Origin of the sequence: Psychrobacter cibarius (assembly GCA_030686115.1) — a bacterium.
Taxonomy (GTDB): Bacteria; Pseudomonadota; Gammaproteobacteria; order Pseudomonadales; family Moraxellaceae; genus Psychrobacter; species Psychrobacter cibarius_C.
The window spans coordinates 100,338-114,217 of sequence record CP131612.1; the positions used below are offsets into that span (position 1 = coordinate 100,338).

The window sequence follows — 13,880 nt, forward strand, 5'->3', positions numbered from 1 at the left end:
TATTGCAGGTTTCACCTATGGTGGAACCTGTTTTTTTTGTACTTTAGATCTACCGGATAGGAAGTCTGGATAGAAAAATAAATCGAACTAAGACTCTAAGAATAAGAACATAAAAAAATAATAAGATAAAAAGTCATATATCAAAAATAAAAACTAGGTTCGAAAGAGAATATTTAATAGGAACAAGATGGGTCAGAGGAAGACTCTACAGCCAATAATAACAACGACTCATAAAAATAAAGTATGAATAATAAAACAACTAAAATAAAATCACTCATAACGAAAAAAGGAATATCATGAAAACCATCGCTTTTTTACTACACAATAACTTCGAGCAAGCAGAATACGAAGAGGTTAATAATCAACTCAAAAATAAAGGTTACAAGACACTTCTTATAACCACAAATAAAGAAAAAGAAGTGCAAGCCATGCAGCAAGATGTAGACAAAGGCGACACCTTTATTGCTGATATTTTTGCAAAAGACGCAAGCATTTCTGATTATGATGCGTTGGTACTACCAGGTGGTACTGTCAATGCGGATACGATTCGTGGCAATGAAGAGGCTCATAGTATTATCAATGCTATCAATGATGCAGGCAAGCCATTAGCTGTCATTTGCCATGCTCCTTGGGCACTTATCAATACAGGTATTGCCAAAGGTAAAACACTCACTGCTTATCATACGCTACAGATAGATTTAGAAAATGCTGGTGCAAAATTTGTAGATCAAACAGTACAGGTAGACGGTAATTTGATTACCTCACGTAATCCAGATGATATCAGCAATTTCGTTGATGCTATTGATAAGGCATTATCTTAATTTTTCTACCCACTTACTGAGTAATTAATTATTTATATTTCTTAAACATTCACAACTGTAACCGAGGAAAACATTATGTCAAACTCTAACCCAAACGATACCAAGCTTGAGCAACAACGTTCTGAGTCAGCAACTGCAGCACTTAAAAGCCAAACTGAGAACAATCATACTGCAGATAGTGGAGCCGCAGCAGAGCGTATTGCGGACAACCTAGGAAATGCTAAAGAAGACAAGTAGAGTATGTAAAGTGTCATCCATAATAAGGTGATACTGATATATTTGCTGATCATCTCTACATCTCAATGCCACTGACGATATTTGCATTTCAATGTAAAAAGTATAAAACAGCTACTTCAAAAAATAATAATTCAGGAGCTAATATGAGTAATTCATTGAATAACATGGATGAGCAAGAAAAAGAGATTGAAAGGCTCGCAGAAGACATGAATCCTAGCGAGCATGCTACTCCTGATAGTTTAGCAGAAGTTACCACAGCTGCACCGCTTGAAGATGAGGAACTAGGCGGTAACGCGACGGAATATGAGGTCAAGAAATAAGCAAATTCTATTGCCTATTGACGGATGATTTAACTATAAAAAATAAATCTGACTTTACAAGTATTGTGAAAAACTGCTGCTAGTTCAGCAGTTTTTTGTTATAATCACCGTCACATTTACATTAGGTTGAGATAAGACATCGTGCTTTATAGGCTGTCCAAAACGGATAGTTATATTAAGTGCTCTCTCATCGCAACTTATCCTAAATGGTCGTTATGACTAATTAGCTTGTCGTACACTAGGTCAACTCTAGTAATGCAGGGTTGTCCTGAATGACGTGCAGGCTATTTTATTTACTATTCTACTGCTTTAGATCTTACTCAAATTCGAGAATGTCTTAAAGCTTTTAGCATTGCCGGAGATATTTATGCTAACTAATACCGATCGCGAACAAATCATTGCTCAATACCAACGTGGCGAAAATGACACTGGTTCTCCAGAAGTTCAAGTAGCTCTATTGAGTGCTCGTATCAACGATTTGCAGAACCACTTTAAAGCACACAAAGCTGATCATCATAGCCGTCGCGGTCTTATCCGTATGGTTAACACGCGTCGTAAATTGCTTGATTACCTAAAAGGTAAAGATCTTGGTCGTTACACCACGCTTATCAGCCAGTTAGGTCTACGTCGTTAATCTAACGACAATAGTACGAGTGGATGCTAAAATAAAAGAAGCCATCATATGGTGCTATTTTAGAATTTTTGCTGAATCGCTTGGAACTTGCTTGTTGCTATCGATAAAATAGATTTTTCTAAAAACGGTGTGGAATAGTTTCACGCCGTTTTTTTATGCTTATTCATTTTCAAGATTGATTTTGGATAGCATTGGTTATAAAGACCAATTCAAAGTAGGTAATAGAATTTTTCGTGAAAACAGTAATACTAGAGCCTAGAGCTAAGTGTTTTCTATCGATAATTGCTGTGTTCGGCAATTCATTGGTCAATGGCTATAAATCACTGTAAAATAATGCCTTGTGAGTTTGATAATATATCTACTATATATATGGTGACTATTTATAAAATACCTGTTTCTGAGCTTATAGAATAGCTAGCTGCGCTAATATCCAACTCTCAGAAGCGCAGAAAAATAGCCTATAGGGTTTTTAGCACCGAAGTCTTTTGACTTAAGGTCTTTTTGATAGTATTTATAGTAAAGCCAAAATTGAATGACAAAATATACACAATAGTACGATGTCTAGCACGGATAGGCATATGGAATAACTAGGTAATGTTATTGGCACTGGTTGAGATGATTTCTGAGAGAAAGACTGTCAATTATTAGTCATATACACTAGTAGTCACATACATAGAATTTTAATGAAAAATATCAGCATTTTTATAATGCTGATATTACTTTCGTCAGTCAACATTAGGAAGATTATATGACAATGTTTAACACCATTAAGCGTGAATTTCAGTATGGCAACCAACAGGTTGTGATCGAGACAGGTCGTATTGCTCGTCAAGCAAACTCTATCTTAGTACATATGGGCGGCGTTACGGTACTTGTCGCAGCAGTGGTAAAGTCAGAGGCTAAAGAAGGTCAAAACTTCTTTCCGCTAACGGTCAACTATCAAGAAAAAATGTATGCAGCGGGCAAAATTCCAGGTGCCTATGGCAAACGTGAAGGTCGTGCAAGCGAGTTCGAAACCCTAACCTCGCGCTTAATCGATCGTCCGATTCGTCCTCTATTCCCTGAAGGTTACGTTAACGAAATTCAGATCACTGCGACAGTTGTTTCATCAGATAAGACTCAGTCTGCAGATATCGCTGCCCTAATCGGTGCTTCAGCGGCATTGGCCATCTCTGATGCGCCATTCAATGGTCCAGTTGCAGCGGCACGTGTTGGCTTTATCAACGGCGAGTACATCCTGAACCCAACGATTGAGCAGCTTAAAGAGAGTGATCTTGATTTGGTTGTGGCTGGTACGAAATCTGCGGTACTAATGGTTGAGTCAGAAGCAGCTGAGTTGTCAGAAGATCAAATGCTAGGCGCGGTATTATATGGTCATCAGCAACAGCAAATCGTTATTGATAACATTGCTTCAATGGCAGAAGAAATCGGTACTGCTAAGCAGCAGTATACTGCCCCTGAGCGTGATCAAGCGCTTACCAGCAGCATGAAAGAGCAGTTTGGCGAGCAAGTTGCTGACGCTTATACGATTACTGATAAGCAAGCGCGCTACACTAAGCTTGATGAAATCAAGCAGTCAATTATTGATGCACTTGCTGGTGATGCTGAGTCAGAAACTTACGCTGATACAGTATCTGAGCTTAAAGAAATCTATAACGATCTTAAATATCGTACGGTTCGTGACAATATCTTGTCAGGTAAGCCGCGTATTGATGGTCGCGATCTTGAGACTGTTCGTGCCCTTGACGTACAAGTTGGTGTATTGCCATACACGCATGGTTCAGCATTGTTCACACGCGGTGAAACGCAAGCATTGGTTACGACCACGCTTGGTAACAGCCGTGACGTCAACATGATTGACTCATTAGGTGGCACGATTCGTGACCATTTCATGCTGCATTACAACTTCCCACATTTCTCAGTTGGTGAAACAGGTCGTGAAGGTATTCCAAAACGTCGTGAAATCGGTCATGGCCGTTTAGCACGTCGCGGTGTACAAGCGATGCTACCGGATAGCGAACGCTTCCCGTATGTCATCCGTGTAGTATCAGAGATTACTGAGTCAAATGGTTCATCTTCTATGGCGTCTGTTTGTGGTGCAAGTTTGGCATTGATGGATGCTGGTGTTCCACTAAAAGCACCAGTTGCTGGTATCGCGATGGGTCTAGTTAAAGAAGGTGAGCGTTTCGCTGTATTATCAGACATCTTAGGTGATGAAGACCATCTTGGCGATATGGATTTTAAAGTTGCTGGTTCTAAAGATGGTATCACTGCGCTGCAGATGGACATCAAAATCGAAGGTATTACCCCTGACATCATGGAGCAAGCGCTTAAGCAAGCCCATGCTGGTCGTATCCACATCTTAGATGCGATGAATAAAGTATTGCCTGAGAGTCGTACTGAAATCAACGCTCATGCACCAAACTATGCGGTTATCGAAATCAATCCGGATAAAATCCGTGACGTAATCGGTAAAGGCGGCGCGATGATTCGTCAGTTAACTGAAGAGACTGGTGCAGTTATCGATATCGATGATGGCGGCACGATTCGTATCTTTGGTGAAAACAAAGCGGCAACTAAAGCAGCTATCGGTAGAATCGAAGCGTTGACTGCAGAAGTTGAAGTGGGCAAAACGTATGAAGGTACGGTTGCTCGTATCGTTGATTTTGGCGCGTTTATTAACGTCTTGCCAAACACTGATGGCTTGGTACATATCTCACAAATCGCTGAAGAGCGCGTTGAGAATGTTTCTGACTACCTAAAAGAAGGTCAGATCGTTAAAGTCTTCGTCCAAGACGTCGATAACCGTGGTCGTATTAAATTGACTATGAAAGGTATCGAACAAAGCTAATCGATATCTAATGTAGTCAACATCTAAAAACCGCTTTAAGTCTCTCGTCATGAGTGCTTAAGGCGGTTTTTTTATGGGTGTAAAATCTTGTTTTCAGTAGAATATCTTATTAAAGTAAATGGCCTATATCAAAGTGATTGGTCTATATTAAAGTCTTTAGGAAGATGAATATCGATTCGAACTTTAGGCAAATCTTGTAGGTGCTGTAAGAGTAACGGTAAGATATCAGCGTGCCAGTCTAACGCAAGTGAGCCTGCGTTTGCTAAATTGGCTGCGTTGGAAACGTTAGCTGTCTCATTTCGTGAGTGGTTATGAATAAGTGGGCGTGCGAGGAGGGCAATTCTACGAATACCTTGATAACGGATGAGCGGGATAAGCTGCTCAGATAAATCATTCAACGCGGCAATCAACCATTGTGACCGTGTGGGGTGGTAAGGATGATTTGATACCACAAGATTAGCGATATAACTGGGCTGATTGCCATTACTGCTGATGCTTAAACCAGCTTGCTCAAGCGCACGTTTATGCAGTAAGCAACTACCTACACGTAAACTGCCATCACGGCATGCGCGATAGTAACGTTGATAATTATCAGCAAATAAAGTCTTAGCTTTTGTGAGAACAGGGTCTAAAAGAATCCCTGCAGTATTGACTGGTAGAATAAGCAGCTGCGCGCTACTATTTAAGATAGGGGCGTGGGTAAGTTGCAAAGTCGCCATTGTCAGCCCCTTGATAAAAGTCTAAATAATGAGCTACTGTTTGTCGCCGTTTGTCTCGGCTTCTAATTGCGCTATTTGTTGTTCAAGTAGGGTGATTTGCTCTGCTTTCATATCAGTTAATTGCTTGTTCATCGTCAGTTGTTCAGCAGCCAGTTTTTCTTGTTCGGCTAAGCGCTTACGCTCGTCTTCTAAGCGATCTATTTCTTCTTTAGCAAGACTATCTGTTTCTGGTAAAGCCGCATTTAAGATCGCATCAGCATTAGGTATTTGATTAACTGTGGTTGTCTCATTAGTATTTGACGTTAAGTCACTATTGTTTGAACTATTGTCATTATTACCTAAGGGCGTAGCATCTAATTGAGTAGCGCTATCTGGTTCGGTAGTCGACGGTGTACTTTCGATAGGCGCAGTATTAGTGTCTATTGAATTGTTTTTCCAGACCAAGTAGCCAATCAGTAATGCCGCTAATATAATAATTGACCACCATTTCTGGCGTGACTTAGTGGGCTTTTTTTTCAGTGATTTGGTTGACAGAGGACGCATTTTTTGGCTTTTCATACTATAGTCGATTTATGTTAGAAATATAAGTAGCCATACTATAGCAAACTCAAAATAAAAAGCCTATCTATTGCTAGATAGGCTGGTAGCTATTAAGACTTAACGCTTAATATTTAAGGTTTGAATTTTACTGTGCCGCTGGTACCAGTAGCCATAGCATCACGTATAAGCTGATCTTCGGCATGGTTTTTGGCACTGATGGCATCAGGGTCAGGGCGATGTTCGCTATGTCCACATAATGTGCATTCAATATACTCATCAGGTTCTGGAGTGACGACGTTGATTTGTACCACCGCATCCATCGCTTGACACTTAGGGCAGCGAACACCAGATAAAAACTGCCGCTTTGGTCGCGTTGATTGATAGCGCATTTAGATAACCTCGTGCGTCGTTTGGGCATTGCTTTCAATATTGGCAGCATCGTCATTTTTAGCGTTATCAAAACCGCTATGACGTAATAACGCATCAATGCTGGCGCTACGACCACGGAAGTTTTCAAAGTTGGTCTTGGCAGGGAAGCTACCACCGACTGATAGGATAGTCTCACGGAAGGCTTTACCAGTGACAGGGTTAAAAATACCTTCTTCTTCAAACTTGCTAAAGGCATCTGCCGATAGCAACTCTGCCCATTTATACGAGTAATAACCTGCTGCATAGCCGCCTGCAAAGATATGACTAAAGCCGTTGGCAAAACGGTTGTAGTCAGGTGTCTGCATGATAGCAATGTCGTCTCGAACGGTATTTAGCGTGGCTAATATACCGTCATAATCTAGCGCTGGCGTATGCGCATGAATCAATAAGTCAAACAGTGCGAATTCGATTTGACGTAGGGTTTGCATGCCGCTTTGGAAATTCTTCACCGCCAATAACGCTGCAAGTTTATCTTTAGGCAAGGGCGCACCCGTTTTGACGTGGCTACTAATCAGCACAATACCTTCGGCATCCCACGCCCAGTTTTCCATAAATTGACTGGGCAGCTCGACCGCATCCCACTCAACGCCATTGACACCAGCGACATCACCGACCGTCACTTGGGTTAATAAATGATGCAAGCCGTGACCAAACTCATGGAATAGAGTCAATACTTCATCATGCGTCAATAAGCTTGGTTTGCCATCGAGGGCAGGGGTAAAGTTACCCACCATAAAGCATACTGGTAGCTGCTGATGATTTTGTTCACTGTAAGTATAACGTGACTGAAAACCACTCATCCAAGCGCCGCCGCGTTTACCACTGCGTGCAAATAAGTCAAAGTAAAAGCCACCAAGCAAGTTATCATCAGCATCAAACAACTGATAAAAGCTGACATCGTCGTGCCAGCGTGATACGGATTCACTTTGCTCTTGGACTTTGATACCGTACAGACGCTCAACGATGGCAAATAATCCGCTAATCACTTTTGGTAAGGGAAAGTACGGGCGGATTTCTTCTTGCGATAAGCTGAACTCGCTTTGTTTGACTTTTTCAGCGATATACGCACTGTCCCATGCCTGTAACTCATCTATACCATAATCTTGCGCATACTTTTGCAACTGAGCTAAGTCTTGCTTAGCCGCTGGAGTTGCTTGCGTGGCCAAACTCCGTAAAAAGGTTTCTACTTCTGCCACGTTATCTGCCATTTTAGTCGATAGTGAGACTTCTGCATAATTGTCAAAACCCAATAGCTTGGCTTTTTGCTCACGTAGTTGCAGGATTTGACTCATGATATCGGCGTTATTTAGCGACTCACCTTTGGCATTGGTATGCGCATCAAACTCAGAAGCACGCGTGACATAAGCGCGGTATAGGGTCTCACGCAGCTCGCGGTCATCCGCATGGGTCATGATGGCAAGATAAACAGGGATGTTTAAGCTTGCCACGTAATAAGGACTTGGCAACGCATCGAATTCTACTTGCGTAAGCGTACCGTTGGCAAGCGCGCGCGCTTTATACTGTTCGCCAGCATCTGCGAGTAGCGCCAGTCCACTTTCGGTTAGACCTGCTAATTGCTCTTGCTGCAGCGGTAAGGCATAAGCTTGGGTGGCATCCAATACGTTATCTGAAAAGGTCGCTGATAAGGTAGAAAGCTGACTTTGAATAGCTGCAAACTTTTCCTGTTTATCTTTTGGTAATGCGACACCTGACAGCTCAAAACTGCGTAGCGCAAGCTCAATAGCCCGCGCTCGTGCAGGCTCAAGCGCCGCAAAAAATGCTGTGTCATTGACGATAGTTTGATAACGATTAAATAGCGGCTGATGCTGTCCCACTCGTGTGCTATAAGCAGATAATTTAGGTAGCAGTTCATGATGGACATGACGAATGTCGTCATTGCTCATGACGCTATTCAGGTGCGATAAAATGCCCCAACTGCGATCCAATGCCAGATTAATATGATCAAAAGTCATCACATCGGCCAGCGCTTGCTCAGCACTGATATTAGCAGCGCTATCATGGTTGTCAGTATCTGCACTCATCTCATCTAAAAATGTATTGGCTGCATCGATGGCACTGATGACATGGCTTTGTAATGTACTTGGCGAAACGTTGTCAAAATCGACAAGGCGTAAATCTGCAGGAAGGGTTTTCATAAAAGTATCCGATATCTGATCGTAGTGAATGAATTATTATTGAGTAAACGTCGCTTTATATAAGAGATTGGCTTGCCGTGACATTTAGAACGTTATTAGCTTTGTGTTATTTTTCTTTTTTTGCTGTCTTATCGATAAGCTATATAAAAGATGGGTTCGTTTGACGAAAATGCAACCTAATCATTGACTATATAAAAAGTGAAGCGAGAAGATAGTGAATATTAAACGGGTTTAAAGCCGATCAGCTAGACTTTTAGAACAATACAGAGTGTTCTACTTACAAAGCGCTATCATTTGCTTGCAAATTAACCCTACAGCGAGTGAGGTTTGACTGCTAGCATCAAGGCAATGGAATAGAAATATTAAGTGCTGCTGATAGTAAAAACTATGAATCAGTTGATTAATAGTAAAAATCACAATGTTAAAAGTAAATGATAATAAAACAAGGAGCAATAAATGAAAGCGACTCTCAAAAGTTTACGTGAAACCAAAGCCAACCCTGCGGTTAGTATCTTTGTTAAGACTCATCGCGAGCATCCTGCTAATGATCAAGATCCCATTGCCCTGAAGAACCAATTAAAAGTGGCTGAAGAACGCTTAACCAACGAATACGATAAGCGCACAGCGACTACAATACTTGATAAGATTCATGATAAGACCAAAGAGCTAAATCACAACTTAAATCTTGATACCTTAGCTATTTTTGCCAGTACCGACGATGTGCAAGTTATCCGTATGCCGATTGACACCACGGAGCGTGTGGTGATTTCACATCGTTTTGCGACTCGAGATTTGGTGCGTGATATGGCAAGTGCGGTGCACTATTACACCTTGGTGCTCACTCGTGATAATGCTCGCTTGATTGAAGCGTCTAATGATCGTGTGGTGAGAGAGTTCGATAAGGACGATGACTTACAAAAAAACATGGATAATATTCCATTTCCTATTGAAAACAATGGTCTATATACGACAGGCGACGGTGGCTCAGATCGCTCATCTAATAATGAAAGCAGCTATCTAAAAGAGTTTTTTAATCAGGTGGATAAAAGTGTCCAAGAGCTGTGGGGTGAGCATAAAATGCCTTTGGTTGTCGTTGGCGATGCTAAAAATATCGGCTACTATAAAGAAGTTTGTGATCGTCCAGACAACATCATTGCCACAGTGTCAAATGCGACCAATCTAGAAGATGGTAGTGCTCAGCATATTATCAATAGTGTGCAAGAGGCGGTGGAAGGCTATCGTACATCACTGCATCAAGCAGCCATGGGTGAGATTGATAAAGCACGCGGTGCTAATATGTTGCAAACAGATCTACAAGAAGTCTACCGCAGTGCCTTCCAAGGTGCAGGCGAGACACTTTATGTCCGTCGTGGTTATATACAATCGGCTAAAATTGATGAAAAGGCACAGACTTTGAGTCCTGCAGATGATGCGGCTTCAGAAGGTGTCACCGATGATGCCATTGGCGAAATCATTGAGCATGTCATTCATAATGGTGGCGAAGCAGTATTTATGCCACAAGATATTATGGGTGAAGATCAACCAATTGCTTTGGTGACACGCTATTAGTTGATAGATAGTGCCTATTGATGACAATCCTTTGCGAATTCGCCATTGATAGAAGATAGGTATAATATGGGAGCATTGGTTCGATAAGAATCAATGCTCTTTTTACATTGATGATATATTAAGCCTTTATCTAAAAATTATACTTGATTGCTTTAGGTTGTTAAATGATGCGAAATAACATACCAAATACTCTCATGCTATTTAGCGTCACAGCAATGATAGCCTTTAGCTCCAGTCTCAGTATGGCAGAGACAGATGTGAATAATATATCTGTGAGCCATTTATCATGGGGTCAATTGCCGCCTTCTATTCAAAACTATTATCAAATAGACTCTAAAAAAAATAAAATGAGGCTAAAGACCAAAGATATTGTTGCTATTCGTTCTTGGATTGGCACAGTAGGAGAACAGTATTTGGTTCAATTACAGCGTTTCAATTCAACCAATAGCCCTGACGAGCCAGCAGGAGAGGTCTTCACGCATTTATATGTTATAGATGAACAAGAGGCTTTACGTGTATGGCAAATATATGATTATGTACCCTGCGATGGGTTAGATGTAATCGCAGAATTCGCTAAAAACACCGCCGTAGTGACTGATATTAATAATAACGGTGTTATCGAAGTGAGTGTGCCTTATTATCTCGGTTGTCGTGGTGACGTAAGTTATGATGAGATGAAAGTAATCATGTACGAAGGGCAGCAAAAATTTGCTGTACGTGGTAACTCTGCAATTTGTAACGCCAAGACAGACCAGCCAGTTGATGCTACTGGTTATTACGGTGGTGACTACAAGATTGATGAAAAATTACTACAGCAATCAGCGCTATCAGCTACTCAAAAATCAGTATTTAGGCGTCACTTGCAATCAGTGTGGCGAGATAACCAATGTTCCATTTATTTTAAGTATGATGACTAATTCTATGACTACCACAACCTCTTTTGTGCTAACCAGCTATAACATTCATAAAGGCATGTCGCCGATGAATCGCCAAGTTAAAATACAAGGTATCGCCCAAGCGCTCGATATTATTGGCTCCGATGTACTGTGTCTCCAAGAAGTGCAAGGTCAGAATCTTAAGCGCAATATGCAGTACAACGAATACCCTGACCAATCGCAACATGAATGGTTTGGTGAGTATTTACAGCTGCAAAATAGCTATGGTAAAAATTCAGAGTATGAAAACGGTCATCATGGCAATGCGGTATTGAGCCGTTTTCCATTGGATCCTAAACATAACGTCAATATCACCGTTAATAAGCTTGAGCAGCGTGGCGTCTTGCACTGCGAAGTACAACCAGTTGGATGGGATGTACCAGTGGTTGTACTGTGTGCACACCTAAATTTGTTTGAGCGTGATCGCATCAAGCAATATGAAGCCATTGCCAACTATGTTCGTAATGAGATTGCACCTGATCAACCACTGATTTTGGCAGGAGATTTTAATGATTGGAAAAAAATGTCTTGTGATAAGCTTGCTACTAGCTTGGGTATGACCGAAGCTTTCAAGCATTGTCATGGCAAACTGCTGCCAACTTTCCCAGCCAAGCTTCCTGTGCTTAGCTTAGATCGTATTTATGTGCGTAATCTAAGAGTGAAAAATGCCTGGGTGCATACGGGCAAACCATGGTCGACACTGTCTGATCATCTGCCGCTCAGTGCGGAATTGGCACATTTATAAATGATTATTAGATAAGCTTAAGTTATTCACTAAAAATAAAATTGAATGCAAAAATAAAGCAATAGATACCTATAAGGATATATAACGATGTCTACTCTTTCTCATAACCCGCTACCAACGACCCAACATGCCGTACTCATACGTGAGTTTGGCGAACCTAAAGTGATGAGCTATCAAGAGGATGTGGCCATTCCTGTGTTAACAGATAATCAGGTATTGGTCAAAGTTGCTTACGTGGGTATCAATCCTGTCGATTACAAAACGCGTCAAGGCAAAGGCTGGGGCGCTGATGCCATTCAAAAAGACAAGTTTGATAAAAATGAGCCTGCAATTTTGGGGTTTGATATGTCAGGCACTGTGGTCGATAGTCGTAGTGAGCAGTTTACTATCGGTACACAGGTCGCTGCCCTGACTTTTCATGGTGGCTGTTATGCAGAGTATGTAGCAGTCGATGCTGACATGCTGGCAAAAGTACCGGATTCTGTCACGTTACAGCAAGCAGGTGCGCTGCCTTGTATTGGACAGACGGCGATACAGTTTGTAGAGTTTGCAGATATTCAAAATGGTGAGCATGTGGTGATAAACGCGCCAGCAGGCGGCGTGGGTCACTTGTTGATTCAGCTGCTCATGGATAAAGTGGCTAAAAACAATATCAAGGTGACCGTCATTTGCTCACCAGAAAAATATGCCAAGCTTGATGAAATAATAGATACCAATCAGCTTACAGGTTGGATTGATTATACCAAAGACGATGAATTCCCTGAGTTACAGGCAGATGTGCTACTGGATTTGGTCGGTAATGAAGCAGGCGTGCGAGCGCTTAGCGTGCTCAAATCTGGTGGTCGCGTCAATGTATTACCAACGATTTGGGTGGATAAACTCAAAGAGGCGGGTAGCCAGAAGCAGTTAAAGGTAGCGGGTTATAAGGCGCAGCGTAGTGGTGAAGATATGGCGCGAGTTTTACAGCTCGTTGCTGATGGCAAGCTAACGCTACGTATTCAGCAAACCTATCCATTGTCTGAAGTGGTCGCGGCTCATCATGAGCTGCAAAAAGGTGCTGCTTTTGGCAAGATCGTTTTAAAAGTGAGCTAGGGCATGTCCTCAATCTGAAGGCATGCGACTAAACGGGCTAAAAGTGGTTAAATCTTTCTAGACTGCATCAAATAGCTGGTTAATATCCCGATATCAATCAGCTATTTTCCTTGTTTGGCTACCGTTTATCTCATTTTTATCACCATTTTCAAAACGAGGACGCGCTCTAGCTTATATTAAGTTGCATTAATTTAATGCGATAGCACTTTTCGAAACGTGAGGCTGATGCGCCCTGATGCGACAGTTTTGGTTTTTGTAATGGTGTGCTTCCAAAAATCCTGCGTATCGCCATGCATAACGATAAGCTGACCGGACTCAAGATATAGCTCAACTTTGACGGGCTTGTTCTCTTGTCTAATAGTTTTATGCTTAAAAACAAATTTTCGCCTAGCACCGAGCGATAAAGAAGCGATGATCGGCTGCGCGCCCAGCTCTTTTTCATCATCGGCATGATAACCCATGCCATCAGCACCAGAGGGATAGTGGTTAAGTAAGCAAGAATTAAAATCAACGTTGATTCCACTGCTTGATAACTGCTGCTCAATATGTCGTTTTACGTGCAACATCTGCTTTGACCATGGAATGGCTCGACGCGTCTGTCCAGAGTAATAATAACTGACATCGTGGTCACCCATCCAGACGATTTGGCGAGTGGTAACATGTGTTTTACCAAACAACGTCACGATGTCAGACTGCCAAGGTAGCTCATTTAGTAAATTCTCATACAGAGCGTTAGCCTCATTGATAACTACCCCTAAGTCATTGACCTGACCATCGTAAGGCAATAGGTTATCAGTCGGTTTAGGGGCAAAGAGGTCAGTCATCACTTAGA

14 protein-coding genes are annotated in these 13,880 nt (G+C 41.7%); 9 read left to right on the forward strand and 5 right to left on the reverse strand.

Annotation, left to right across the window (positions count from 1 at the left end; translation table 11 throughout):
* The first annotated feature begins 296 nt into the window (after nucleotides 1-296).
* From Q6344_00445 to pnp, 5 genes are all read left to right on the forward strand, one after another.
* Nucleotides 297-821, forward strand: coding sequence for a type 1 glutamine amidotransferase domain-containing protein (locus Q6344_00445; protein ID WLG13862.1), 525 nt, complete (start codon nucleotides 297-299; stop codon nucleotides 819-821).
* A gap of 75 nt (nucleotides 822-896) precedes the next feature.
* A complete protein-coding gene (locus tag Q6344_00450) occupies nucleotides 897-1,058 on the forward strand; it encodes a hypothetical protein (GenBank protein ID WLG13863.1) in 162 nt (53 codons plus the stop codon).
* Nucleotides 1,059-1,201: 143 nt separating this feature from the next.
* Nucleotides 1,202-1,378, forward strand: coding sequence for a hypothetical protein (locus Q6344_00455; protein WLG13864.1), 177 nt, complete (start codon nucleotides 1,202-1,204; stop codon nucleotides 1,376-1,378).
* A 367-nt stretch (nucleotides 1,379-1,745) separates the two neighbouring features.
* Nucleotides 1,746-2,012 carry a 30S ribosomal protein S15 gene (gene rpsO / locus Q6344_00460; GenBank protein WLG13865.1) on the forward strand — a complete coding sequence of 89 codons (267 nt, stop codon included), beginning with the start codon at nucleotides 1,746-1,748 and terminating at the stop codon, nucleotides 2,010-2,012.
* Nucleotides 2,013-2,760: 748 nt separating this feature from the next.
* Nucleotides 2,761-4,863: a polyribonucleotide nucleotidyltransferase gene (gene pnp, locus Q6344_00465; GenBank protein ID WLG13866.1), complete on the forward strand. Its 2,103-nt coding sequence runs from the start codon at nucleotides 2,761-2,763 to the stop codon at nucleotides 4,861-4,863.
* A 128-nt stretch (nucleotides 4,864-4,991) separates the two neighbouring features.
* Here the strand turns inward: pnp and Q6344_00470 are convergent, their stop codons facing one another.
* From Q6344_00470 to Q6344_00485, 4 genes are all read right to left on the reverse strand, one after another.
* Nucleotides 4,992-5,582: a hypothetical protein gene (locus Q6344_00470; protein WLG13867.1), complete on the reverse strand. Its 591-nt coding sequence runs from the start codon at nucleotides 5,580-5,582 to the stop codon at nucleotides 4,992-4,994.
* Nucleotides 5,583-5,615: 33 nt separating this feature from the next.
* A complete protein-coding gene (locus Q6344_00475; GenBank protein WLG13868.1) occupies nucleotides 5,616-6,140 on the reverse strand; it encodes a hypothetical protein in 525 nt (174 codons plus the stop codon).
* Nucleotides 6,141-6,253: 113 nt separating this feature from the next.
* Complete coding sequence (locus Q6344_00480; GenBank protein WLG13869.1) at nucleotides 6,254-6,511, reverse strand: YheV family putative metal-binding protein; 258 nt, start codon at nucleotides 6,509-6,511, stop codon at nucleotides 6,254-6,256.
* Nucleotides 6,512-8,707 carry a M3 family metallopeptidase gene (locus Q6344_00485; protein ID WLG13870.1) on the reverse strand — a complete coding sequence of 732 codons (2,196 nt, stop codon included), beginning with the start codon at nucleotides 8,705-8,707 and terminating at the stop codon, nucleotides 6,512-6,514. It abuts the gene before it with no gap.
* Nucleotides 8,708-9,163: 456 nt separating this feature from the next.
* On the opposite strand from Q6344_00485, the gene Q6344_00490 reads away from it, so the two are divergent.
* From Q6344_00490 to Q6344_00505, 4 genes are all read left to right on the forward strand, one after another.
* Nucleotides 9,164-10,276: a hypothetical protein gene (locus Q6344_00490; protein ID WLG13871.1), complete on the forward strand. Its 1,113-nt coding sequence runs from the start codon at nucleotides 9,164-9,166 to the stop codon at nucleotides 10,274-10,276.
* A gap of 164 nt (nucleotides 10,277-10,440) precedes the next feature.
* Complete coding sequence (locus Q6344_00495; protein ID WLG13872.1) at nucleotides 10,441-11,193, forward strand: hypothetical protein; 753 nt, start codon at nucleotides 10,441-10,443, stop codon at nucleotides 11,191-11,193.
* Between the two features lie 4 nt (nucleotides 11,194-11,197).
* Nucleotides 11,198-11,956 (forward strand): endonuclease/exonuclease/phosphatase family protein, encoded by a 759-nt coding sequence (locus tag Q6344_00500; GenBank protein WLG13873.1) that lies wholly within the window; start codon nucleotides 11,198-11,200, stop codon nucleotides 11,954-11,956.
* 87 nt (nucleotides 11,957-12,043) lie between these two features.
* On the forward strand, nucleotides 12,044-13,048 hold the full coding sequence (locus Q6344_00505) for an NADP-dependent oxidoreductase (GenBank protein WLG13874.1): 1,005 nt from the start codon (nucleotides 12,044-12,046) through the stop codon (nucleotides 13,046-13,048).
* Nucleotides 13,049-13,239: 191 nt separating this feature from the next.
* On the opposite strand, the gene Q6344_00510 is transcribed toward Q6344_00505, so the two are convergent.
* Nucleotides 13,240-13,872, reverse strand: a complete 633-nt coding sequence (locus Q6344_00510) for an alpha-ketoglutarate-dependent dioxygenase AlkB (GenBank protein WLG15232.1) — start codon at nucleotides 13,870-13,872, stop codon at nucleotides 13,240-13,242.
* Nucleotides 13,873-13,880: the final 8 nt, after the last annotated feature.